This window comes from Flavobacterium gelatinilyticum, assembly GCF_027111295.1.
Lineage (GTDB): Bacteria > Bacteroidota > Bacteroidia > Flavobacteriales > Flavobacteriaceae > Flavobacterium > Flavobacterium gelatinilyticum.
Genome location: NZ_CP114287.1, coordinates 4951216 through 4976279 on the forward strand (window position 1 = coordinate 4951216; position 25064 = coordinate 4976279).

General features: G+C 36.0%; 17 protein-coding genes and 1 tRNA gene. 5 read left to right on the forward strand and 13 right to left on the reverse strand.

Annotated features, from left to right (window positions below; all coding sequences use genetic code 11):
- Nucleotides 1–77: 77 nt before the first annotated feature.
- Nucleotides 78–509, reverse strand: coding sequence for a hypothetical protein (locus tag OZP11_RS21465; RefSeq protein WP_281232532.1), 432 nt, complete (start codon nt 507–509; stop codon nt 78–80).
- A 342-nt stretch (nt 510–851) separates the two neighbouring features.
- Here OZP11_RS21465 and OZP11_RS21470 point away from each other — a divergent pair, with 342 nt between their 5' ends.
- Nucleotides 852–1133, forward strand: coding sequence for a hypothetical protein (locus OZP11_RS21470; RefSeq protein ID WP_281232533.1), 282 nt, complete (start codon nt 852–854; stop codon nt 1131–1133).
- 60 nt (nt 1134–1193) lie between these two features.
- Here OZP11_RS21470 and purL read toward each other — a convergent pair whose 3' ends face one another.
- From purL to OZP11_RS21485, 3 genes are all read right to left on the reverse strand, one after another.
- Nucleotides 1194–4847, reverse strand: a complete 3654-nt coding sequence (purL, locus tag OZP11_RS21475) for a phosphoribosylformylglycinamidine synthase (RefSeq protein WP_281232534.1) — start codon at nt 4845–4847, stop codon at nt 1194–1196.
- 383 nt (nt 4848–5230) lie between these two features.
- A complete protein-coding gene (locus OZP11_RS21480; RefSeq protein ID WP_281232535.1) occupies nt 5231–7087 on the reverse strand; it encodes an endonuclease in 1857 nt (618 codons plus the stop codon).
- Between the two features lie 270 nt (nt 7088–7357).
- Nucleotides 7358–8869, reverse strand: a complete 1512-nt coding sequence (locus OZP11_RS21485; protein WP_281232536.1) for a hypothetical protein — start codon at nt 8867–8869, stop codon at nt 7358–7360.
- A 227-nt stretch (nt 8870–9096) separates the two neighbouring features.
- On the opposite strand from OZP11_RS21485, the gene OZP11_RS21490 reads away from it, so the two are divergent.
- The 4 genes from OZP11_RS21490 (at nt 9097) to OZP11_RS21505 (ending at nt 11539) form a co-directional block, all read left to right on the forward strand.
- Nucleotides 9097–9528, forward strand: a complete 432-nt coding sequence (locus OZP11_RS21490) for a PaaI family thioesterase (protein ID WP_281232537.1) — start codon at nt 9097–9099, stop codon at nt 9526–9528.
- Nucleotides 9529–9531: 3 nt separating this feature from the next.
- Nucleotides 9532–10596, forward strand: a complete 1065-nt coding sequence (locus OZP11_RS21495) for a chorismate-binding protein (protein ID WP_281232538.1) — start codon at nt 9532–9534, stop codon at nt 10594–10596.
- Between the two features lie 73 nt (nt 10597–10669).
- On the forward strand, nt 10670–11386 hold the full coding sequence (gene bshB1, locus OZP11_RS21500) for a bacillithiol biosynthesis deacetylase BshB1 (protein WP_281232539.1): 717 nt from the start codon (nt 10670–10672) through the stop codon (nt 11384–11386).
- Between the two features lie 79 nt (nt 11387–11465).
- Nucleotides 11466–11539 (forward strand) — tRNA-His (locus tag OZP11_RS21505).
- A gap of 122 nt (nt 11540–11661) precedes the next feature.
- Here the strand turns inward: OZP11_RS21505 and OZP11_RS21510 are convergent.
- The 9 genes from OZP11_RS21510 to OZP11_RS21550 form a co-directional block, all read right to left on the reverse strand.
- Complete coding sequence (locus OZP11_RS21510) at nt 11662–12663, reverse strand: DUF535 family protein (RefSeq protein WP_281232540.1); 1002 nt, start codon at nt 12661–12663, stop codon at nt 11662–11664.
- 396 nt (nt 12664–13059) lie between these two features.
- Nucleotides 13060–13908 (reverse strand): KPN_02809 family neutral zinc metallopeptidase, encoded by an 849-nt coding sequence (ypfJ, locus tag OZP11_RS21515; protein WP_281232541.1) that lies wholly within the window; start codon nt 13906–13908, stop codon nt 13060–13062.
- Between the two features lie 69 nt (nt 13909–13977).
- Nucleotides 13978–18030 carry a PAS domain S-box protein gene (locus OZP11_RS21520; RefSeq protein ID WP_281232542.1) on the reverse strand — a complete coding sequence of 1351 codons (4053 nt, stop codon included), beginning with the start codon at nt 18028–18030 and terminating at the stop codon, nt 13978–13980.
- A gap of 85 nt (nt 18031–18115) precedes the next feature.
- A complete protein-coding gene (locus OZP11_RS21525; RefSeq protein WP_281232543.1) occupies nt 18116–18910 on the reverse strand; it encodes a DUF2189 domain-containing protein in 795 nt (264 codons plus the stop codon).
- A 116-nt stretch (nt 18911–19026) separates the two neighbouring features.
- The gene (locus OZP11_RS21530) at nt 19027–20355 is read right to left on the reverse strand and encodes an aldehyde dehydrogenase (protein WP_281232544.1); all 1329 of its coding nucleotides are present in this window, start codon (nt 20353–20355) and stop codon (nt 19027–19029) included.
- Between the two features lie 75 nt (nt 20356–20430).
- Nucleotides 20431–21120 (reverse strand): RluA family pseudouridine synthase, encoded by a 690-nt coding sequence (locus OZP11_RS21535; RefSeq protein ID WP_281232545.1) that lies wholly within the window; start codon nt 21118–21120, stop codon nt 20431–20433.
- 194 nt (nt 21121–21314) lie between these two features.
- Nucleotides 21315–22133: a 3-methyl-2-oxobutanoate hydroxymethyltransferase gene (gene panB / locus OZP11_RS21540; RefSeq protein ID WP_281232546.1), complete on the reverse strand. Its 819-nt coding sequence runs from the start codon at nt 22131–22133 to the stop codon at nt 21315–21317.
- Nucleotides 22134–22183: 50 nt separating this feature from the next.
- The gene (locus OZP11_RS21545; RefSeq protein WP_281232547.1) at nt 22184–23377 is read right to left on the reverse strand and encodes an SH3 domain-containing protein; all 1194 of its coding nucleotides are present in this window, start codon (nt 23375–23377) and stop codon (nt 22184–22186) included.
- An 88-nt stretch (nt 23378–23465) separates the two neighbouring features.
- Nucleotides 23466–24893: an L-serine ammonia-lyase gene (locus OZP11_RS21550; protein ID WP_281232548.1), complete on the reverse strand. Its 1428-nt coding sequence runs from the start codon at nt 24891–24893 to the stop codon at nt 23466–23468.
- Between the last annotated feature and the right edge of the window lie 171 nt (nt 24894–25064).

Below are 25064 nucleotides of genomic sequence, written 5' to 3' on the forward strand. Positions count from 1 at the left end.
AACGAAAACGTTTTCTTTTTTATAGGGATTCTTTTAAAAAATCAAGAAATATTTAATTTGAAACAGGATTGTAAGGACTATTGTACGTTAAAATCGACGTATTCTTTTACTCTTTCGCCCATTAAAAACATTTTTTTCTTTGTAAAATGTATAGAGAATTGTGAGTAGTACCATTCATTGCCATCAGTAGGTCTGTACCAAAAAGTATACGAAGCACTGTTGAAACCTTCTTTAAAAACAGGAACACCTTCTTCACTGCATTCAATTCCCCAGTTAATCTTTTGTTTGCTTAAATCCTCTGCCTGAATATAACCAGTACCATCCGGATTTAAAACCGTAAGAGGCTGTTTCATGCCCGTTGGAGCATAAGTTCCCTGAACAGGATATCCTATAGTAGTAGTAATATAACGGTCTTTTGAATTGTGTTTGATTTGATCAACATGAACCTGAGAATGTGATTTTGAAGCAATAAAAAATAAGGCAATAAATAGTAATTGTACCGATTTCATTTCAATGTAGGTTTAAGTGTTTTTGGGCGTTCAGCAAAAAATCAGCGGCTGATTTTTTCGCTAATATAGGTTAAATTTTAATAGAAAACGGAATCTGAAATTAACAGAAATGAATTCTTTCCTGATTTTTATTTTTTTGTAAAAAAAATCATTCGCTGTTGTTTAAATCACGTTATTTTTCTCTGATATTTAACTTTTACGTAAAATATAAAAACATTTTCATGATAAAAAAAGGGTGTTTTTCCCCTTTAAAAAACAGGAAATTTCATAACCCGCGGCAACGTAATCTATTTTAGTTTTGGAATCAGTTAAAAACCTAAGCAAATAGAAAAGCTTAACTGTATGGGAATACTATTTTATACCGTAATGGGAATTTGCGGCACATTATATCCGAATGGCTGGAGACGTTTCTTTGAAGTAGCATCACAACAGTCCAAACCGGAATCAGGACGGCATATTGGCGCGATTGGTATGGGGGCAATTGCAGGGTTAGCAGGAGGAACTTTGTTGTATGGACGATTTGCTGAACACGAGCTTTTCGCTGGTGAAGCAGCAGTCGTATCAGGACTGGTTGCTTTTGCTTCCGCCAGTATTATAACAGGTGTTATTTCTTTTTTTGAGTAATGAAAAATGCCTCGGCTAAGGATAGCATCGAGGCATTTTTATTTTTATGAAAACTAAAATCTAGTTTTTCTCAATCCATTTTCTTGCATTCACAAACGCTTCATGCCAAGGAGAAACTTCGTCGTTTCTGTCTTTTGGATAATGCGCCCAGTTCCATTGAAAAGTCGAACGCTCAATATGAGGCATCATAACCAAATGTCTTCCGGTTTTGTCACACATCATTGCCGTGTTGTAATCAGAACCATTAGGGTTTGCCGGATATCCTTCGTAAGCATATTTAGAAACAATGTTGTATTGGTCTTCTGCATATGGTAATTTGAATTTACCTTCTCCGTGAGAAACCCAAACTCCTAAAGTGCTTCCTGCCAAAGTAGATAACATAACCGAATTGTTTTCCTGAACTTTTACAGATGTAAAGATACTTTCGTGTTTCTGGCTTTCGTTATGAAGCATTTTTCCGTGAACTTCATGTTCCGGATTAATTACTTCTAATTCCATAAACAACTGGCATCCGTTACAAATTCCAACAGATAAAGTATCTTCTCTTTTGAAGAAATTGTCTAAAGCCGTTTTTGCTTTTTCGTTGTATAAGAAAGCTCCGGCCCAGCCTTTAGCAGAACCTAAAACGTCAGAATTAGAGAATCCACCAACAGCTCCAATGAACTGAATATCTTCAAGCGTTTCACGACCGGAAATCAAATCGGTCATGTGAACGTCTTTTACGTCAAAACCTGCCAAGTACATCGCGTTTGCCATTTCACGCTCAGAATTACTTCCTTTTTCGCGGATAATTGCTGCTTTTGGTCTTGGTTTTGAGTTATCAATTTCTGGTTTCTTTCCTGTAAAATGTGCAGGGAAAGTATAATTTAAAACCTGATTTTTATAGTTTTCGAAACGTGCCTGAGCTCTTCCGTTTTTAGATTGTTTTTGATCTAATAAATACGAAGTTTCAAACCAAACATCACGGTAAGCTTTTATGTCTAAAGTCCAAAGTCCAAGGTCTAAAGTCTCAGTAGTTGTCGCTTTTCCTAATTTGAAAAACTCAATATTGTTTGATTTTAATTTAGCTTCAACAGCTGCATCTGATTTTGCCTGGAATACGATTCCGATGTTTTCTGCGAAAAGGATTTTCAACAAGTCTTTTTCTGCGAAAGCACTGAAATCAATTTTAGCTCCAAGGTTTACATCAGCAAAACACATTTCTAGTAAAGTAGTGATCAAACCACCGCTTCCAATATCGTGTCCGGCTAAGATCTGGCTTTCGCCGATTAATTCCTGAACTGTGTTAAATGCATTTTTGAAGAAAGCCGAATCTTTAATGGTAGAAGTTTCGTTTCCGATTGTATTTCTGATTTGTGCAAAAGACGAACCTCCTAATTTGAAATCATCTTGAGACAAATTGATATAATAGATTGATTCTCCGTTTTTCTGTAAAACAGGTTCAACAACCTTTCTAATATCGGTACAGTTTCCAGCAGCAGAAATAATAACCGTTCCCGGTGCAATTACTTCGTCATTTGGATATTTTTGTTTCATTGAAAGTGAATCTTTTCCTGTTGGAATATTGATTCCCAATTCGATTGCAAATTCAGAACATCCTTCAACAGCAGCGTACAAACGAGCGTCTTCACCTTCGTTTTTACAAGCCCACATCCAGTTTGCAGATAATGAAACTCCTTTTAACTGATCTTTAATTGGAGCCCAGATTATGTTAGATAACGATTCTGCAATAGCATTTCTAGAACCTGCAACAGGATCAATCAAAGCGGCAATAGGAGCGTGCCCGATAGAAGTTGCGATTCCTTCTTTTCCTAAATAATCTAAAGCCATTACACCAACGTTGTTCAATGGCAATTGTAACGGACCTGCATTTTGCTGTTTCGCAACTCTTCCTCCAACGCAACGGTCAACTTTGTTTGTCAACCAGTCTTTCGAAGCAACAGCCTCTAAACGTAAAACATCTTTTAAGTAGCTTTCAAAATCTCCTGAGTTGTACCCAACATCAGCATATTTACGGTCTACTTTTTTGTCTGTCATGATGGTTTTTGGAGAACTTCCAAAGAAATCTTCCAAAGCATAATCCATTGGTTTAGAACCATTAGATTTTGATTCGAAAGTAAAACGGTGATCTCCAGTTACATCTCCAACCTCGTACATTGGAGAACGCTCTCTGTCAGCGATTCTTTGCAATGTATCGATATCTTTTTGACCAATAACCAATCCCATTCTTTCCTGAGATTCGTTACCAATAATTTCTTTTGCAGAAAGAGTAGGGTCTCCAACAGGTAATTTGTCTAAATCGATCAAACCTCCCGTTTCTTCTACTAATTCAGAAAGACAGTTTAAGTGTCCGCCCGCACCGTGATCGTGAATCGAAACAATAGGGTTATTGTCGCTTTCTACTAAACCACGAATTGCGTTTGCAGCACGTTTTTGCATTTCCGGGTTTGAACGCTGAATGGCATTCAACTCAATTCCTGAACCGAAAGCTCCAGTATCTGCAGAAGAAACCGCAGCACCACCCATTCCGATTCTATAATTTTCTCCACCAAGAATAACGATTTTGTCGCCTTCTTTTGGTTTGTTTTTAATAGACTGATCTACTTTTCCGTAACCAATTCCACCCGCTTGCATGATTACTTTATCGTAACCAATTTTTCTGTTTTCTTCTTCGTGTTCAAAAGTTAAAACAGAACCAGTAATAAGCGGCTGACCAAATTTGTTTCCAAAATCAGAAGCTCCGTTTGAAGCTTTGATCAAAATGTCCATTGGAGTCTGGTACAACCATTTTCTTTCTTCGACTGCATTTTCCCATTTACGATCTTCTTTTAAGCGAGAGTAAGAAGTCATGTAAACAGCAGTTCCGGCTAAAGGAAGCGAACCTTGCCCTCCGGCTAAACGGTCACGGATTTCTCCTCCGGATCCTGTTGCTGCACCGTTGAAAGGTTCAACAGTTGTTGGGAAGTTGTGTGTTTCGGCTTTTAAAGAGATAACCGAATCAAATTCTTTTATTTCGTAAAAATCAGGTTTATCAGCAGATTTTGGTGCAAATTGCTGCACTTTTGGTCCTTTTACAAAAGCAACGTTGTCTTTGTAAGCAGAAACAATATCGTTAGGGTTTTCCTGAGATGTTTTTTTGATTAATTTGAAAAGAGAAGTTTCTTTTTCTTCGCCATCGATTACAAAAGTTCCGTTGAAAATTTTGTGACGGCAGTGCTCTGAATTCGCCTGAGAGAAAGCAAAAATCTCAGAGTCAGTTAATTTTCTTCCTAGTTTAGTCGAAAGATTGTTTAAGTACTCAACTTCTTCTTCGCTTAAAGCTAAACCTTCGACTTTGTTGTAAGCGGCAATATCGTCAATCTCCAAAATTGGTTCCGGCTGAATGTTGATAGTGAAGATTTCCTGATCTAATTCGTTGAATTTTTGAGAAAGCATGGGATCAAAATCATTGAAATCTTCCGTTGCAGGATGAAATTCTTCAATTCTGATAATACCTGAAATACCCATGTTCTGAGTAATTTCTACAGCATTTGTACTCCAAGGGGTAATCATAGTGGCACGTGGACCAACAAAAAAACCTGTCAATGCAGATTTTTCGATCTTATTTGCGTCGGCAAAAAGCCAGTTTAATTTTGAAATGTCTTGAGCTGAAATTTCGTTTTGCGTTTGTACGGCAAAAACAGTTTTGCTTTGGTTTTCAAAGAAATGGATCATTTGTGTAGTTTGTTGTATTGAGCTGCAAATTTAATGTAAATAAATAGTAAGCGCAAATTTGAAAACCATCTCTTTTCAAAAAAAATGAAATTGCTTTTTTCTTGCATTTTTTCTACCAAAAAGACGCAAAATCAGGAGGTTTTGGTTTTCAGCATTTCAAAGATTTCTTAAAAATATGAGAGGTGATATGTGCTGCTATATTAAACTTTTAGAGGAAAAAATATCAAAATTAAAACGGCGCATTTTTTAAGAACTTCACAATAACAGATTTGCAAAATTTACGAAAACTGCAAAGCTGCAGAAAATAATTTCTGCAGAAAATTCTTTCCGTACAATAAAAAAAGCGGCAAATTGCCGCTTTTCTGGTCGATGAAAACCTGATTTTAATTAATAATTATCCTTTTAAACGTTGTTTTTTCTTCTTTGGTAACTTTAATAAAGTAGATTCCGGATAAAATATTTTCTATCGAAACTTCTGAAGAAGTATTATTTTGTTTTTCAAAAACTTTCTGTCCCGAGAATGAGAAAATTTCAATTGAATATGGAATATCAGAATGTCCAAATTCAACTTTGAAGTTTCCATCAGAAGGATTTGGGTAAATTACGATTTCATTTGATTCTGATATAACCTCTTCTTCCTCGATTACCGCAGTCTGTACTTTTTTGCTTCCCAGATTATTGCAGGTATCTTGTGAAAATGAATCCCATTGTGCGCTTAAATTAAAAGTAGTGCTTGGAGAAGTCACGGTTGATTTTCTTCTTAAAGTAACATCTACTGCAAAATTGGCCGTTCCGCCATTGAAAGTTCCAATGATGTCAATTAAAACACCGTTTTTAAATAAACCTACAGCGTCATTTCCGTTAAAAGTTAATTCGGTTGCAGTAGTTGAAATATTGGCGCTGCTTTTTGCAAAACAAGCTGATGCAATAGAATTGTTTACAATTACAAATTTACTTCCTGCCGCCAGTATGCCGCTTAGTGCCAGACCAGTGCTCCAGGAGCCTGCTCCGTTGGTTTGTTTTTTGATGCTGTAAATCGATAAGTTAACAGAACTTCCGGTGTTGTTTGCAATTTCGAGCGCTTTATTGTTTCCTGAGCCTTCGATATACTCAGAGAAAAGTAAGTCGGTTGCAGTGCCTCCGGTGCCGCCGCTGTTTGTGATAACATTTAAGGTATTGCTCGATGCAGAAGTATTTCCAGCGGCATCTTTTGCATACACATTTATATTGTAAGTTGTAGAAGCTGTTAAGCCTGTAATAGTTGCCGCTAATCCCGAAACGGTTGTTTTAAAAACACCATTTGCATAAATATCATAACCTGTAACAGCTGTGTTATCTGTTGAAGCGTTCCATGAAATGCTGACAGAATTTGAAGTTTTGGCTGTTAAAGTCAAATTAGCTGGTGCAGTTGGTGCCTGAGAATCTCCGGAAGAAGTACCGCCCCAGATTTGATTTACATATTCCGGATGATCAATAAACGGGTTTCGGTTGTTCTGGCGGGCATAAATAGCATTGTTTCTGACAATTTCCCTCGGGCTTACAGGATCTTGCGCATGCCACGCCAGCAGCATATTTAAGAAAGCAGTTGTAAAAACTTTGCTGCTTGATCCGTCAAACATAGGAAACGAATAGCCGGAAACTGTGTTTTCGTATCTTGTAGCAAAGTAAAAATACATGCGGGCAATATCGCCTTTAAAAGCATTTATGGGTTCGAAAACCGTTCCTGAATATCCGGAGACAGCACTTGACCCTAATCTGCTCCCGTTTTGAGAAGTATAAGTAGCTGAACTTACATTTCCGTGCGGATAGTTCGAACGCATACCGTTTACTTTTCCATCGGTTGGAGTTATAAAATGAGCATCGGCAACCATTGGCGACTGCTCGTTAAAAACCGACTGTGGAATGATATGTTCTCTGTTATAACAATCTCCTTCAGCAGAATAATTACCGCATCTTTGAGTAGTTCCGGTTGTATAATTATAAGGATCTGTTCCTGATGGATTTTCAGAATACATATCCAAAATGGTTCCGTCGTTTTCATAAAAACTGTCAACGTCAGAAGTTAAGTAGGTAGTGTATAGTCCGGCGTAACCGTTATTGGTATGACCTTTAATAATATTATACAATTGAGTTTTTAAAGTATAACCGGTTCCCGTTGCTGTGCTGTAATAACCAGATGGTATCTGAGCGAAACCAATTGTAACAAATATCAATAAAAATAAAAAGTAATTTTTTTTCATAAATTAATAGTTTTAAGATTTGGTTCGAAATTGATTTTTTAACTTTTTTAAATCATTGAATTTTATAAAGTTAAAAAATGTATTGTAGCAAATCTATTACTTTTATGAATGCGGTGCGTTAAGTGATGTTTAATTTTAAATGTATTTTCTTACTTGAGACTTAGAAACTAGGCAAAAAAGATTAGATTTCCGTTCCAATATTCTGTAGAGACGCACTGCAGTGCGTCTCTACTTTGTGCAAAAAGAAATCTTTGTTCCTTCGCGGCAAAACTAAGGTTTAGGAAAGGTTTTACTCTGATAAGCGCCCAAATCCGGAGGAGAAGTTCTGTTAATTCCTAAAATATCTGTTGGAATAATATATGCCTGATTTCCTTTCGCGAAAGCGGCAGAAGTATTGTCGATATTCAGCTGGTTTTTGGAAACATTGTAAAACTTCGGGTTTTCATTTAATATGATAGTATTGTAATGTTCCGTATCGGTTTTAAACTGATAATCAGGATTTGTTGTGTTACCGAATTTTAACAGACAATTATTCAGCTGATAAACAAAGGCTGTATTTGTATTCTTACTCAAATTGAATTCGTTTGTACTCGAGCCGTAAATGATACAGTTGTTGAATGCTGCATTTGTCAACGGATTGGTTTCAGGAGATGCTCCGGCTAAAGTATTGCTTAAATTAACCGCAAAATGCGAACTGTTGGACCAGTTGTTATTAAAAGTACAATGTGTAAAAGTGTAATTACCGCCGTAAACACAAGATAAACTGGCAATTCCGGCAGAATTAATCGCAATGTTTTCGCCATTAATCTGCGCGTTTTGAGCCAAAATTCCGTATTCGACACAATTGTAAATCTGCGTGTTTTTAATTTCTATTGTATTCAGCGGACTTCTGAATTCTAAACCTGTAACCGCATTTTTTAAAGTCAGATGATTGATGGAATGACCGGTGCTTCCTTTTTCAAAAATAACCGATTTCCATTGTCCCGGAATATTCGAATAAAGCGATTCTAAACGATCACCTTCAAAAATAACTTCGTTTTCTAGTTTAGCAGTTGTTGAAACGGCGCCGTTAATCTGAAGAGACGCTTTATCACCAACAAACAGTCCTGAATTGGCGTGAAAATGAACTCTTGAACCGGCTTCAAAAGTTACCGTTTTGTTTTCGGGAACTCCTGCGTAACCATAAATTACGTAAGGTTTGGTGTTTGTAAAAAGAAGTTCGTTTCCGTTTGCAGCGTCATTTTCGTCCAGATAAAATCCGTCTACGGCTTTACCATCGATTTGGATTTTTTCTTTCGTTCCATCAGGGTTTTGTTTTGGATATAAGAAAACCGCATCCTGAATCAGCGTTACCAATGCCACTTTTTGAAGATTCGCGCCGCTGTCAAATTCGATTTCATCTGTATATAAAAAATCAGTTGGATCAGCGTCGGTAATATCGGCAGTGGTTTCTATAAAAATGTACAAACTATCTTTTGCGAGAAGCGTTACATTATTAAAAATCTTCCCATTGTTGCCGTTCATTCCGTCAACCGTCATGCGGTATTTGGAGTTTAAACCTTTTTTAAGCTGTACAACCGGAATCGAAATATCGTCTTTGCTTCGGTTGTATACTTTTAACTGATATGTACTTGAACCAATATTTTTAAAAACAGTATCCAGATAAACAGTGTCTTTTGAAAACTTTAAATTTCCGTTACTGGCAACGGTATCAAAATCAGTTCGGCAGGAGCTGAAAATTAAAATTATTGCAAGAATAAATAAAGTAAAATATTGACGCATCTGAATAGTTTTTTACCGCAGAGTAAAGGATTAAAATGTTTTTTAATTCTAAAAAATTAATCTGTGTAATCTGTGTCAAAAAAACTTTTGACGAAGATTGATTTTGATAGTTTTTGTAAAAATAACAAAAAACTTACATGTTCGAAGCGGCATTTTAATTTTCGAACAGTATTTTTCAATTTGTCTCATTATCTTTCTTTAATTTTACGATTTTAAAGACCATTTTAATGAATTATACAAAAGAGCAGATTTTGGCGCGCTGTAATGAGTTTTCTAAAAACACATTAATGGAAACGCTCAAAATAGAATATATCGACGCCGGAGAAGATTTTTTAACTGCAAAAATGCCCGTAAATCCAAGTGTTCATCAGCCTATGGGATTACTCCACGGCGGAGCTTCGGTTGCTTTGGCCGAGAGTGTGGGCAGTGCCGCTTCTTTCTTTTTTATCAATCCGAAAGAGCAGGAGGTACGTGGTATTGAAATTTCGGCAAATCACTTAAGAAGTATTCGTGAAGGTTATGTTTTTGGCACAGCCAGAATTATTCACAAAGGCAGAAGTCTACATCTTTGGGAGATCAAAATTACCGATGAAGAAGGTAATCTTGTTTCGCTTTGTAAACTGACGAATATGGTTTTGGAGAGAAAGAAAAGTGAGTAAATTATGAATGCATTTTTCTCTAAAATTAAAAATCATAAAGAACAAAATTTACCTTTTGTGCTTTATTCAAAACCCAATACTTCTGAACTTGTTGGGATTTTACAAAAAAATAATACTTTACATACCGTTTCTGATTACAGCGAAAAAGGATTTGTTTTTGCTTCTTTTGATGGAAAACAGCTTGTTTTAATTCCCGAAAACGAATCGGATATACTGATTGCTCAAAACGAAAGTACTTTATTTGAACCAATTGAAATTGATGATTCTGGTTTTGATCCGGAAGCTAAATTTCAATATGAATATCTGGTAGCACAAGGCGTGCAGGCAATCAAAAATGAAGAATTCAAAAAAGTAGTTTTATCAAGAAGCGAAGAAGTGCCTTTGGCTGCGTTTGATTATATTGAAACGTTCCGTCACCTGGTACAGCTATATCCTGCGACTTTCTGCTATTGTTTCTTTCACCCAAAAATTGGATTGTGGATGGGAGCAACACCAGAAAAACTGCTGAAAGCAAACGGAAATGTTTTTGAAACCATGGCTTTGGCAGGAACGCAAAAAGATAATCCGGAAAAAGAAATCGTCTGGGAGCAAAAAGAAAAAGACGAACAGCAATACGTAACCGATTTTATTGTAAAACGATTAAAGGAATTTGCGGCTTCGGTTGTGGTTTCTGAACCTTATAGTTTAAAAGCTGGATCGATCTGGCATATCAAAACGGATATTTCGGGAGTTTTAAACGAAAATTCAACTTTAGAAGAAGTAGTAGATACTTTGCATCCAACGCCTGCAGTGTGCGGTCTGCCAAAGAAAAAAGCAAAAGTTTTTATTATAGAAAACGAAAATTACAACAGGACTTTCTACACTGGGTTTCTTGGAGAGCTCAACAGCACTTTTGCCGGAGATCATGCCAGTTCTGATTTATTTGTAAATTTACGCTGCATGCAGATTCAGGATGAAAAAGCGATTTTGTACATGGGCTGCGGAATTACCAGAGAAAGTATTCCGGAAAAAGAATGGGAGGAAAGCGTCAATAAATCAATGACGATGAAAAGAGTTTTAAAAAAATAGTTTCAAGTTTCAAGTTACACGTTCTGTGGACAACCTGAAACCTGAAACAAAAAAACAAAACAAACAAAAAGCAATGAAATTAGATATATTAGCCTTTGGGGCGCATCCGGACGATGTAGAATTAGGTTGTGCCGGAACAATTTTAAAAGAAGTTTCCCTTGGAAAAAAAGTAGGCATTGTAGATTTGACACGTGGCGAGTTAGGAACGCGTGGTTCGGCTGAAATTCGTGATGAGGAGGCAAAAGCTGCAGCAGACATTTTAGGGGTTGTAGTACGTGAAAACTTGCGTATGCGTGACGGATTTTTTGTAAATGATGAAAAACATCAGCTGGAAGTTATAAAGATGATTCGAAAATATAAGCCTGAGATTGTATTGTGTAATGCGATAGATGATCGTCATATTGATCACGGGAAAGGAAGTAAGCTGGTTTCGGATGCCTGCTTTTTATCTGGGTTGATGAAAATTGAAACTTCTATAGATGGAGAACAACAGGAAGCGTGGAGACCAAAGGTGGTGTATCATTATATTCAGTGGAAAAATATAGAACCTGACTTTGTAGTAGATATTACAGGATTTGAAGAAAAGAAAATAGAAGCGATCCTGGCTTATAAAACTCAGTTTTATGATCCAAATTCAGATGAACCTGCAACGCCAATTACGAGTAAAAACTTTTTAGAAAGCTTAAATTATCGTGCGCAGGACTTAGGAAGACTTGTTGGTAAAGATTTTGCCGAAGGTTTTACAGTAGAAAGATGTTTGGCAGTCAATAGCTTAGGAAATTTGATTTAATTTTTATGAAAATTTTTCATTTTTTTCTTTGTAGAACTCAACCTTTGTTATATATTTGCACTCGCTAAGCAAAAAAATGGTGGTTGTAGCTCAGCTGGTTAGAGTAGCGGTTTGTGGTGCCGCGGGTCGCCGGTTCGAACCCGGTCAGCCACCCAGATTTAAAGCCCTGAAGTAATTCAGGGCTTTTTTTGTTTTTAGATAAATTCCAATAAAAAAAAATCCAAATCTCAAAGTATACTGACTTGAGATTTGGATTTTTTTATTGGAACTGTTTTTTACAATAATTTTTTTGCAGAAGCTTCGATTTGCGCAGCTATTTCATCCATTTGAACATATCTTCTTCGATATAATGCCCGTTTGTGAGATTTGAGATCTTCCATTGATTTTCGCACCGGACTAAGTGGAAGTTCAAACCAGCCGTCATCATTTGGATGTCCGCCTGATTCATTCCAAATAATATCATAATCGAAATTTATGGTATGACGCCACGGAAGATGAATGGCATGTTTTTGACGATAGGCATGAATAGAATCTCCTGCGCCATAAATATTCACACATCCAAGTTGTCTGGAAAATTCCTGAACAGCGAAAATGATGAGTGATTTTGGACGAAGCCCATTTAATAGTTTTTGTGCTGTTTTGGATTCGTTTTCGGTGTTTTTATTTCCCTGAACACAGCCAATTCTGCAAATCCATTGTTTTGGGGAGATTTCTTCAAATGAGAAAGCGGCAGATACAATCCTGCCTCCCAGCTGATCGCTTGAAAAAGAAAAAACCAGTTCACCTTCTTTACGGAATCTTTCGTCATAGCCCAAAGTAATAGAGGCTTGTATTTCGTCATTAAGCCTGAAATTAGCTATTGTTGCTGCCTTATTGCTGCTGATTACCTTTTTGAATGTTTCGTTTTTACTCATAATAAATTTATAAGTATCACAAATAACTTTTGTTTTTTGCTTTTTTGTCCATTTAATGGACATATAGACTCTGTAGGGTTTTAAATAAATTCTCCTGCGATACGCTGTTATAAATAAAAAGTCAGGAGATTTTAAAATTTGATACCACTTACAAGTAAAGTACGGATTGGTAAGAGCTCCAAAAAGACTCTTTAATTGTTGTTTTAACCGATAGCTTTTTCTTTCTTCTGCAAACGAAGCAGAAGCCTGCAGCCAGCTTTCTTTCATTACAGAAATAACAGAAATTTGTTTTGTATTTGCAGTAATGATGTTTGATTCTATTGAATAATTTCTATTAAAATTATCTTGTTTTTTTTCTAACATATCTCCTAATTCATCTTACTGTACAGTTTCAGGCTTATGAAGTATCTTTTGGTAAAAAGAATTAACATAAATGAACCTTTCAACTTATCAGTAACCCCTAAATGATTTTAAAATTTCGGACGCAAAATTAGAAATAATAATTCAAAAAATAAAGAATAATCTTATATTTTAATCTTTTTAAATTGTTTTAATTAGGTTTTATTCTTACAATTTGTTTAAATTTAAAAATAAGATACTTTTAATGTGGCGCAGAATCTGATTTTTTTCAGATGAGCTTAAATCCGGAAGTTTAAATTACGAAGGATTTGTTTTTACAACCTCTGAATAAATTGCATAAAAAAAAGCATGACTTAAATCGTCATGCTTTTTGGTGGTTATTATATTTGGTTTAATGTATTATCTGATTTCTTCAAATGTAGTTCCTTCTTTGATGTCGCCGGTTTTGTATCCTTTTTTAAACCAGTACATTCTTTGTTCTGATGATCCGTGTGTGAAAGAATCGGGAACGACCTGTCCCTGCATTTTGCTTTGAATCGCGTCATCTCCTACAGCATTGGCTGCACTAAGAGCTTCGTCAATATCGTCAGCATCTAAATTTTCCTGATTGTAATGAGCCCAGACTCCTGCGTAAAAATCCGCCTGAAGCTCTAGGGCTACAGAAAGTTTGTTTGCCGCTGCTTTACTTTTTCCCTGCTGATCGCGACGCATTTTTTCTGATGTGCCTAATAAGGTCTGAACATGATGTCCTATTTCGTGTGCTATAACATACGCAATGGCAAAGTCGCCGCCTTTTGCACCAAATTTAGTTTTAAGCTCTTCAAAGAAACCTAAATCCATATATACCTTTTGATCTCCCGGACAATAAAATGGTCCCGATGCCGACGATGCGCCGCCACAGGCAGTTTGTACAGAACCTCTAAAAAGAACCAATTTTGGCTGTTTATATGTCATTCCATGTTCGGCAAATATTTTTCCCCAAATGTCTTCGTTATCAGCTAAAACTACTCTGACAAAATTCCCCATTTCTTCGTCTTCTTTGCTTAAAGGTGCAGCTGTTTCAGTCTGAGGCTGTGAGCCCTGCATTTGTTCTAAAATAGGCGTAATAAGCTGTGCATTTTCTCCTCCAAAAACATTGAGCAATAAAATAATGATACCAATAATACCGCCTCCTACAGCTATTTTGCCGCCAGAAACTCCTCTTCGGTCTTCTACATTATCACTTTGTCTTCTTCCTTGCCATTTCATAATACTTGTATTAAAGCTTGTTAAGTTTTTCTTGTACGAATTTATATATTTTTTAGCAATAATTTGATTTTATTTTAACCATTTTACCAGAGTCTCCTCTACAGTACCTTTCATGATAGGTTTTGAAATATAGTCGTTCATTCCGGCAGATATGCATTTGTTTCTTTCTTCTTTTTCGGCTCCGGCAGTTACGGCAATAATCGGGATGTCTTTACCTAAAATAGTGTTTCTAATGGCTTTTGTAGTTTCGTAACCGTTCATAATAGGCATTTGGATATCCATAAAAACCAAGGTTGGATTTATGGCTTCAAATTGCTGGACAGCTTCATAGCCGTTTTCGCATTCGTAAATAAAAGCATTGTGATACAGGTTTTTAACGATTGTTTTTAAAAGAAGCATATTGACTTTATTGTCTTCTACAATTAAAAAACGAATACTTTTATTTGTGTTTTTATCACTATCGTCATCAAATTCCAGATTGTTAATATTGAATTCGGTATTGTATCTTTCATTGATACTCTGATTGCTGGTTTTTAGATTTAAATCAAAGAAAAAGTTACTTCCTTCGCCAATATTACTTTCGAGCTGTAAGCGGCTTTCCATTAAGGCGAGAAGCTGATTGGAGATGGTTAATCCTAAACCGGTGCCGCCAAATTTTCTTGTAGTAGAACTGTCGGCCTGAGAAAATGCTTTAAAGATTTTCTGCTGATTTTTTTCCAGAATTCCAATTCCGGTATCAATCACAGAGAACCGAATGGTGCAATTGTTGTTTTTATTTTTGGACAGGACAGAAACGTTTAATTTTATAGAACCTTCGCTGGTAAATTTTACTGCATTTGAAAGCAGGTTAATCAAAATTTGTTTGATTCGTACAATATCTGTCCAGATATATTTTGGAACATTTGGATCAACATTTAATTCCAGCTGCAGGTTTTTTTGGTTGGATTCGTAAATGATTAAATCGAAAACTTGTCCGAGTACTTTTTTAATATCATATAAATCAATGAAAAGCTCCAGTTTTCCGGCTTCGATTTTAGAGAAATCCAGAATATCGTTTATAATTTCCAGAAGGGAATGTGCCGACTGATTAATAGTCGTCATGTATTTTTCCTGAATTTCCTCCAGTTCAGTTTTCATTAATAAATGCGTGAAACCAATAATACCGTTTAGGGGAGTCCGGATTTCATGTGACATATTGGCCAGGAAATCTGATTTTGATTTATTGGCGGCTTCTGCTAATTGCTTGGCTTTTATTGCGTCTTCGGTTTCTTTTTTGTTGGTAATATCAAAATAAATACCACCGACAAATTCGATTTCGTCTCCTTTTTTAATTACGTCCCCAAATTCTTCTATCCAGATATATTCACCTGTTTTGCGTTTGATGCGGTAAATATTATGCAGCGGCATTCCGTTTTGCAGATTGTCGATTTGGTTGTTAATTACTTCATCGCGGTCATCAGGATGAATAAGTGACAGAAACGATAAGTTATTTTCTATAAATTCTGCCTTCGAATATCCTGTAAGGTTCTGGATTTCATCATTTAAAAAGATCTTGGTCGAAAAAGCGTCAAATTTTGATAAATAAACTGTTCCCGGAATGTTGTTGGCTATTAGTTTGAATTTTTCCTCACTTTCGATAATCTTATTTTCATTTCGGTTTCTTTCCAGAGCAGATGAAATGTTGTTGGCCAAAATCTGAAATATATATATTTCTTCTTCAGACCATTTTCGTTCTCTCGTGCAATCGTCAAAACCAATAAATCCGGTAAAAACATCGTTGATATACAATGGCAGAATCAGAATTGATTTTATTTCATTGGCAGTTAATAATTGTTTGAAATATGTGTCTTTTAGTTTTCGGGTGAAGGAGCTGAGGATTTTTCGGTTTTTTGCAGCATTAAATATTTCCTTGAGATTCTCTTCTGTCATATGACGAAGCGGGGTAATTTGATGCGTTACACCTTTTCTGGACCATTTGTATTTCTGGCTGACTGTATTGGTCGAAAAATCTTTTTCGTAATAATACATATGGTCAGCCTTTGAAGCTTTTCCAATAAGATCGTAAGTTTCCTGAAACATTTGCTGAGTCGATTTGCTCAAAAGAAATTTTTCGGTACAAAGAGAAAGTGCCGAAAGCAGCTGGCTTTTAAATTCGAGTCTTTTTTCGGCCTCAAGACGCATTTGCGAAGATGTAGCTAGCGAAATCACATCTGATATGGTTCGGGCGTAATTTATATCCTCATTATCCCACTCCCTTTGTTCTTCTGTACTTTCAAAACAAACCACTCCGGCCAGTTGTCCGCTTAAAAATATTGGCACATCCAGCATCGATTTTATGCGGTTTTTTGTAAAATAAACGGTTTCAAACTCCGATGTTTCTAATTTATTAAAAACGTCCGGAGCATTGATAATGGCTTTGTTCTTTAATGTTTCGAAATAAATTGGATAGGCTTCTTTGTTTAAAATGTTTTTATCGGTCAGGTTTTGACTATCAATGCTGTAAAGGTTTTTGCATTTGATTAAATCATCGTAATATTTCCAAAAGCTCACACGATTTGCTTTGCTTACTCCTGAGGCTTCTTTGATGATAAAATCGATAACAGTATTTAAATCGGCATAGGTGCTGAAATCTGTAGTCGATAATTTTTTAGTCGAATTATTATAGGCTTCGATTTTTTCAAGACGTCTTTTCTTTTCATTCTCAGCGTTTTTGGTTTCGGTTATGTCCCTGGCAATACCGGCAAATCCAATGGTTTGTCCCAAATCGTTTTTGCGGATAATGATTTTTTGGGAAATCCATAATTCATGTCCGTTTTTCTTCAAAATCGGCAGTTCGATAATTGGGAACTTGTTGCCGTTGTTTTCAAAGTTTTCATAGAAATCAACAGCGCTTAAAGAATACTTTTCATGAATAAAATTCGAATAGTGCTTGTTGATGATTTCATCTTCGGCATAACCCAAAAGGGAATAAGCAAATTCGTTTATAAAGGTAAAATGTCCTTCGGCATCCACTTCAAAAATAATATCGGTCGCAGTCTGAATTAAGTTTTTGTACTGGTCCTGTACGTTAATCTGCTCCGTTACATCTTGTCCGATGCTGATAATCAGATCATCAGAGAATTTTTTGTCTTTCCACTGAATGTATTTGTATTCACCGTTTTTGCTTTTTAATTTTCGGGTATAAATTTTATTTTCTTCATGATTTACCGGATATATTTTTTCACTGAATTCGTCTCCTTTTGTTAGTTTCCAAAATTGTAGTCCCATTACTTCTTCGGGCTGATATCCTAAAATAGAGGTAATGGTTTCACTGCAGAACAAAATTTCGCCTTTTTTGTCTGTGGCAATGGTAAGTGAATTTCCTTTATGAACTATTTCGCTGGCAAATCTAAAATTATCTCTGTTGTTTAATAAGACAGCATATTTTACCTGATTGATAATGAAAATCAATATGCAGAAGTTCATTAATAAAATAGATGATTTTATAGGAATGAGATGAAGTGTGATTGTTAAAAACAGAAATACAAATACAAGTCCTACGAAAGACCAGTAAATTTTAATGGGTTTTAAAATGTTGTATGAAAAGAAAAATGAAATTAAAAAAACAATAATGGGTACGACATCATTAGGAAGATGAAGAATGTTGTATCCCACATAACTGATATAAATAAAGAAACAGAAAATAAAGATCGGCTGAATTTTATCTTTCAGCCATTTTACCTTATCGGTTATCAGATAGCATATTAAAACAGTAATGCCTATTGAAACATTAACAACCAGTAAACTTTTTGGCCTTATCCTGAAAATTTCATTTATAATTTCGATGATAATAACCGCAATACCAAAGAATAAAATATAAAGCTGGTATTCTTTGCTGACTGTTTCGGCTTCTTTCTTTTTTTCGATAAAGTTTCCAATTCTGGCTTTAATTCTGAAAAACTGATAAACAAGCAGTCCCAGAAGAGCAAGAAGCGAAATGCCGAGAAGTATAAATTTGGGATTGTTGTAAAAAATAATATCCTGATTAAAAACGTACCAGTTTGTCATGATTGATTTCAGGGTATTGCCAAAACTGGCAATTCCTGAACCTTCAAAGATGAAAAAACGATAGTTTTCTACCATAGATCCCTGTGTTTTCGGTTTAGTAAATGGTTTTTAAATCCCGGAAAGATTTCATTATTTCTTTTTGTACCAGAATTTTTCAGATTTATTTAAAATCCGAGTTCCCAATTTTATCAATTGAATCCTGATCTTCCTCTGCATTAAAAATTGAAAAATAAGCAGCATACGTTACAGATGTATTAAAGATGGCTGTAAAAAGAACACCTACAATACAAACAAATAAACCTGAAAATGAGCCTATAAGTCCAATTATAAATAATGCGAATAAGGTTAATGGATTTTTACTGACAAGTACAACACTCGATTTAATGGCGTCTATGGCGTTTAAATTTCCGAAAATGATCAGGGGAATTGTAAAAAATGTAAAATAAGAAATCATTAAAGATACAGCACCGCCCAGGTACAGAACTCCAAGGCTGTCTATTACATAAGAAATCCCGGTGCTTGCTACGGCTAAAACAAAGGTAACCAGGAATAACTGCAGAAAATAGGGGGCTTTGTAATAGAAAAATATGGTTGAAAAGTTGAATTCTTTGTTATGGTCTGCACATTCGGCCATTTTTAGAAAACCGGCTCCAAGTGGTGAAAACAGGGCTGATATCGATGCTATTGCTGCTGTAGTAATCAATTGGTCGAGATAGGACAGGTTTTCATTGTTTAAAACATTAAATAAATCCTGAGTAATACTTTTTATACCAAAAAATGCAGTGGCTAATCCCATTACGACGATGAAAGCCAGAAACGAAAACACGACAAATATAAGCGCAGAGTAAAGCGCAATTTTTTTGTAATTTTCAAAAGCAAAATTAAAAACATTCGAAAAGTCTATCGAATAGCCATCTCTTTTGATGTCTTCAATCTGGTCAGGTGTAGATTTCATTTTGAATGTAAAGTTGTTTTATAGACTACTGTATTGCTGTTGTTGGACGTAAATATACTGTTTTTAATCAATTCCGAATAAAAATCTCTAAAACATTAAGAAATTGTTTCTCAATTTTAAATCCAGTCCAAAATGCGTTTAATTGATGCCAGTTTATCTTTGTAAGGTGCATATCGCATGGGTAAATCGAGCCAGTTTGCTTTTTTTACAATGGCTTTGTGATGCGAGAAAGTATCGAAACTCATCTGACCGTGATAAGCACCAATACCGCTGTGTCCAACCCCTCCAAAAGGCAGTCTTTTGTTGGAAAAATGGACTACTGTATCGTTTATAACACCGCCTCCAAAAGAGTATTTTCCAATTAATTTTTGAGCAAATGAATTATTTTCGCTGAAGATGTAAAAGGCGAGAGGTTTTTCGTACTTACTGATTACGTTATGAATTTCGGCTTCGGTTTCATAAGTCAGTATGGGAAGAACAGGACCAAAGATTTCCTCTTTCATTACAGCACTGTCCAGACTTGGTTCTTCGATTAAAGTAGGCGAAATATAAAGTTTGTCATGATTGGTTTCACCGCCAAAAATCACCTTCTGCTTTTCTATCATCTGATCGAGTCTTACCCAGTTTTTGGTATTGATTATCCGGGCGAAATCAGGTGATTTGTCTATTTTTTTGCCGTATGCTTTTATGATTTCTTCAATTAGAAAAGAAATAAAATTGATTTTCATGTTTTTCTGAATCAGAATATAATCAGGAGCAATACAGGTTTGTCCTGCATTGATGAATTTTCCCCAGACGATTCGTTTGGCAGCCAGTTTTAAATTAGCAGTTTCGTCAATCACACACGGATTTTTTCCGCCTAATTCCAAAGTAACGGGAGTCAGGTTTTCGGCAGCTGCTTTTGCTACAATTTTTCCAACAGAAACACTTCCGGTAAAGAAAATATAATCCCAGCGCTGTGCCAGCAGTTTGTTCGAAACTTCTACGCCTCCTTCACACACTTCAACATGCTTTACATGAAATGTTTTTTCGATGATTTTAGCAATTACAGAAGATGTATTGGGAGTAAGTTCTGATGGTTTTACAACCACGCGGTTTCCGGCAGCAACGGCAGCAATAAGCGGACATAAAGCCAGTTGAAACGGATAATTCCAGGGAGCAATCACGAGAACATCTCCGTAAGGTTCTTTATAAATATAATCTGTAGAAGGAAAGTTAAGCAGGGAAGGCAGAACTCGTTTTGGTTTTGCCCATTTATGAATGTTTTTAATAGTATCTTTTAGATCTGAAATAACATAATTGGTTTCAGTTAAAACAGCTTCAAATTCCGGTTTTTTAAAGTCATCGTACAAAGCTTTGGCAATTAAATCTTCGCTTTTCTGAATGTTATGCAATAACTTTTTCAGCGTTTCTTTTCTGTACCCAATGTCGTTTCTATAGTCCATTTTTAGAATCAGCTTGTTTTAGGATATGCAAGTTAATCGATAAAAAGGAAAAAACGTTACAAATTATCCATAAAATCATACAGCATTCCAAATCGTTTCATCCGGAACCGGAGCGATTATCGTGATGTTTTCTTTCGAAACGGGGTGTACAAATACTAATTTTCTGGCGTGAAGATGGATACCGCCGTCGGGATTGCTTCTGTCGGCGCCGTATTTTAAATCCCCTTTTATGGGAGATCCAATAGCCGACAACTGAGCACGAATCTGATGATGGCGCCCTGTATGAAGGTTGATTTCTAAAGCAGTATAGTTTTGAAGTTCTTTGATTATTTTATAATCCAGACTTGCCGGTTTACTGTCCGGCACTTCTTTTAAATGTGCTTTTGAGGTATTGTTTTTTTCGTTTCTTTTTAAATAATGAACCAGTTTGGCGGCAGCATCTTTTGGTTTGTTTTTTACCACTGCCCAATAGGTTTTTTTAGTTTCCCGATTGCTGAACAGTTCATTCATTCGTGATAATGCTTTGCTGGTTCTGGCAAAAACAACAATTCCGGTTGTAGGTCTGTCCAGACGATGGATTACGCCCAAAAAAACATCTCCCGGTTTATTGTATTTCACTTTAATATATTCCTTTACAATATCAGACAAAGGTTTGTCTCCCGTTTTATCTCCCTGCACAATATCGCCAACACGTTTGTTAACCACAATAATGTGATTGTCTTCATGTAATATCTGGAGGTTATTTTTATCGGAAAGAATTTTCATATTAGACGGGCTTAGATTTGTTAGATCTTTAGATTATTGGATAGGAAGTTTGGCAAAAGCCTTGATATTGTCTTAAAAAATACCTCCAGCAAAAGCTGGAGGCAGTTGAATTTTAAAAATTGATTTTTTTGAAGTCTTTGTTACTTTGTATCTAAAAAAAAAACTTAGAACCTTAGCTGTTTAGTACCTCAGACCTAATATTGCTCTTTCTCATTAGGGAAATCACTCGACTTAACATCGGCCGCATATTGCCCGATTGCTTTTGTCATTTCTTCGTAAAGGTTTAAGTAACGACGAAGGAAACGAGGACTAAACTCATTGTTCATTCCCAGCATATCGTGAATAACCAAAACCTGTCCGTCTACACCACCTCCTGCACCAATCCCGATAACCGGAATCGAAATGCTTTTAGCCACTTTTTCTGCTAATGCAGCCGGAATTTTTTCAAGAACAACCGCAAAACACCCAATTTTTTCAAGCATTTTAGCGTCTTCCATTAGTTTTTCAGCTTCTTCATCTTCTTTGGCACGAACGCTGTAAGTTCCAAATTTATAGATTGACTGAGGAGTTAAACCCAAATGTCCCATAACCGGGATTCCTGCGTTTAATATTTTTTTGATAGATTCTCTGATTTCTTTTCCGCCCTCAAGTTTCACGGCATGAGCACCGCTTTCTTTCATGATTCTGATAGAAGAACGAAGTGCTTCTTTTGAGTCTGACTGGTAACTTCCAAAAGGTAAATCAACTACAACCAAACCTCTTTCTACAGCACGTACAACAGATGAAGCGTGGTAAATCATCTGATCTAAAGTAATTGGTAAAGTCGTTTCGTGACCCGCCATAACATTTGAAGCCGAATCTCCCACTAAAAGTACATCGACTCCCGCGGTATCAACAATTTTAGCCATTGTATAATCATACGCCGTAAGCATAGAGATTTTTTCTCCGTTGCTTTTCATTTCAATTAATGACTTTGTTGTGATTCTTTTATAATCTTTTTTTGCTACTGACATTTTAATTTTTTTTGATAATGTAAAAGTATTGAATAATTGCAAATTGGGAATCAGCAATAAAAGAATATTTCGACAGAAAATAGCTTTCCGTCTTTAAATTCGATTCTGAATTGACTGTCTTCCAAAATGATAGTGTAATTATGCGGCGACTTTATCGAAGCTTCGATATAGGTTCCGTATTTTTCAATGAACGCTTTTTCCGATACAGTGTGGTCTAAAACAGCGTTTTGACTGAATATAAGTTTGTTATTTTCGTTAATAAAAACTTTAACGATTTCTGCCTGATTTTTCTTTTCGTCTACAGATGCCTGTAAATCCGGATAATAATAAAAAAGATCGCTTAAATATATACCGCATTCATCTCCTACACTTTCTTTTTTAACGGGTTGTCCAAATACTTTTACGAGATCTTTCTGGGTAAGATAAAGTGATTTTGTTTTGGTGCCTTTTAGTGAGTATTCGGCTTTTTGGGCAAACGAAACAATTTGTTCCGGAAGTTTATGTTTTGATAATCCTTTTACCAAAGCCATATTCAATTCAGTATCGGCAATTAATTTAGGGTCGTTTATCTGTTTTACAACTTCGTAATATCTTTGATAAGCGGGAGCTAATTTAGAGTAATCGCTGTTCCATGCCAGTTCAACGATTCTTTCACTTAGTGTTTTTCGTTCTGCTGCGGCAGTAGCATCGAGTTTATCAAAATCCTTGATTAAGGTGTCAAAATCCGGACGAAGTCCAAGGAATTTACGCAGTGTATATCGAGAATATTCTTCGTTAAAATTACCGTTGATGTTTACCCATTCATCGGGATTTACCGGAACATAATTTACCGGAACGGGATCGCCTGTAAAAAGGATTTCTTTAATTTTTGAATTTTTATCTGGAAGTGCTCTGGCTTTTAAACCGGCTGCGAGAACAAAAAAATGATTGCCTCCATAATACACATCACCGCCTTCCAGAATTGGGTTTTCGGGATCTTTTACTTTAACATCTTTGGCATTTAATCTTGTGGCAACGTACTTTTCCTGAATATAGCCTTCATTAAAATTGTCTGCCTGAACTTTGTACCAGCCGTTTTGACTTTCGGATAATAAACGAACCTCGGCACCGTATTTAAAATAACCCAGAAAAGAACCTGTTTTTGGTGAAGTATAAAGTCTGGTATCTGAATTTAGAAAATAACGTTCCTGCGAATGCAATACAAGAGAAAGAAATAATGCAATTAGAAAGTAAAGTTTTTTCATGAATAATTTTGAAGTTTTTGCCGCAGATTGAAAGATTTTAAAGAACTTTTAATCAGTGCATATCCTTTAATCTGCGGCATATTTTAAATTAACAATCGGCCATGTTTACAGCTACTGCAAGTCCGCCTTCTGAGGTTTCTTTGTATTTTGAGTTCATATCTTTTGCCGTCTGCCACATTGTATTGATAACTTTGTCCAACGGTACTTTTGCATTTTTTGAGTCGGTTTCAAGAGCAAGTTCTGCTGCATTTATGGCTTTTATAGCGCCCATCGTATTTCTTTCGATACACGGAATCTGAACCAGACCGCCAATAGGATCGCAGGTTAAGCCTAAATGATGTTCCATTGCAATTTCAGCTGCCATTAAAACCTGAGCAGGAGTACCTCCCATTAATTCGCACAAAGCCGCCGCTGCCATCGACGACGAAACGCCAATCTCTGCCTGACAGCCTCCCATTGCAGCCGAAATTGTAGAACCTTTCTTAAAGATACTTCCAATTTCTCCGGCTACCATTAAAAATTGTTTGATTTCTTTTTCGCCTGCATTATGGTTTTCAATTACCATATAATACATTAAAACAGCCGGAATTACACCTGCACTTCCGTTTGTAGGAGCTGTTACAACACGCCCCAGTGAAGCATTTACTTCATTTACGGCCAATGCAAAACAGCTTACCCATTTTAATATCTGACGAAATTTAACTTCGGTTTTTCTAATTTCTTCCAGCCATGACTGCGGATCGGTATAGTTTGATAAACCAATCAGGTTTTGGTGCATATCAAAAGCTCTTCTTCGAACGTGAAGACCGCCCGGAAGAATCCCTTCGGAATGACAGCCAATGTACATACACTCAAGCATGGTATTCCAGATGCGCATTAATTCGGAGTGAATTTCTTCTTCCGGACGCATTGATTTTTCGTTTTCATAAACAATTTCAGAAATCGATTTGTTTTCAGAAACCGTATAATTCAAAAGCTCAACCGCGTTTTGAATTGGAAACGGAAAAGCGCATTTTATTTCTTCTTTTATTTTGGCATTTGTACGTTCTTCTTTTACGACAAAACCGCCTCCAATAGAATAAAAAGTAGATTCGTATTCAGAATCATCCTTTTTATAAGCCGTAAATTTTAGGCCGTTGGCATGGAAGGGAAGAAAATCTTTATTGAAAACAATGTCCTGCAGAAAATAAAACGGAATTTTATGCTCATTGGCAAGATTGATTTCGTTTGTATCTTCAATAGTTTTAATGATTCCGGCGATATTTTCTACCGGAATATATTCGGGGTCCTGACCGCTGAGCCCCAGCATAACAGATAAATCAGTCGCGTGGCCTTTTCCGGTTAAAGAAAGCGAGCCGTACAAATCGACTTTTACTCTTGTAATCTGCTCTAAAATCGCTTCGTCTTTCAGCTCTCCCAAAAAACGTTCTGCGGCTCTCCACGGACCCAAAGTGTGTGAGGATGAAGGTCCAACACCAATTTTAAGCATATCAAAAACAGAGATACATTCTTCCATTGTTACAATTTTGTTATTACAAAGATAATTGAATAATGCAACGAAGATTCTCTTTTGATTGTTAATGTTGCATTTTTGTTAAAAAAGATATTAAAAAATAATAATTTGACAACGAAATAAATTTAATTCCTTAATATGCGGATTAAGTAAAAAGTTCACGTTTTTTAGGTA

Coding starts and splice junctions, on each gene's coding strand:
- ypfJ (WP_281232541.1), bottom strand. CDS start 13,908: ATGAAATGGCAAGGAAGAAGACAAAGTGATAATGTAGAAGACCGAAGA.
- OZP11_RS21510 (WP_281232540.1), bottom strand. CDS start 12,663: ATGTTAGAAAAAAAACAAGATAATTTTAATAGAAATTATTCAATAGAA.
- purL (WP_281232534.1), bottom strand. CDS start 4,847: ATGATCCATTTCTTTGAAAACCAAAGCAAAACTGTTTTTGCCGTACAA.
- bshB1 (WP_281232539.1), top strand. CDS start 10,670: ATGAAATTAGATATATTAGCCTTTGGGGCGCATCCGGACGATGTAGAA.
- OZP11_RS21535 (WP_281232545.1), bottom strand. CDS start 21,120: ATGAAAATTCTTTCCGATAAAAATAACCTCCAGATATTACATGAAGAC.
- OZP11_RS21525 (WP_281232543.1), bottom strand. CDS start 18,910: ATGAAATCTACACCTGACCAGATTGAAGACATCAAAAGAGATGGCTAT.
- OZP11_RS21485 (WP_281232536.1), bottom strand. CDS start 8,869: ATGCGTCAATATTTTACTTTATTTATTCTTGCAATAATTTTAATTTTC.
- OZP11_RS21480 (WP_281232535.1), bottom strand. CDS start 7,087: ATGAAAAAAAATTACTTTTTATTTTTATTGATATTTGTTACAATTGGT.
- OZP11_RS21550 (WP_281232548.1), bottom strand. CDS start 24,893: ATGGAAGAATGTATCTCTGTTTTTGATATGCTTAAAATTGGTGTTGGA.
- OZP11_RS21520 (WP_281232542.1), bottom strand. CDS start 18,030: ATGGTAGAAAACTATCGTTTTTTCATCTTTGAAGGTTCAGGAATTGCC.
- OZP11_RS21490 (WP_281232537.1), top strand. CDS start 9,097: ATGAATTATACAAAAGAGCAGATTTTGGCGCGCTGTAATGAGTTTTCT.
- panB (WP_281232546.1), bottom strand. CDS start 22,133: ATGTCAGTAGCAAAAAAAGATTATAAAAGAATCACAACAAAGTCATTA.
- OZP11_RS21545 (WP_281232547.1), bottom strand. CDS start 23,377: ATGAAAAAACTTTACTTTCTAATTGCATTATTTCTTTCTCTTGTATTG.
- OZP11_RS21530 (WP_281232544.1), bottom strand. CDS start 20,355: ATGGACTATAGAAACGACATTGGGTACAGAAAAGAAACGCTGAAAAAG.
- OZP11_RS21470 (WP_281232533.1), top strand. CDS start 852: ATGGGAATACTATTTTATACCGTAATGGGAATTTGCGGCACATTATAT.
- OZP11_RS21495 (WP_281232538.1), top strand. CDS start 9,532: ATGAATGCATTTTTCTCTAAAATTAAAAATCATAAAGAACAAAATTTA.
- OZP11_RS21465 (WP_281232532.1), bottom strand. CDS start 509: ATGAAATCGGTACAATTACTATTTATTGCCTTATTTTTTATTGCTTCA.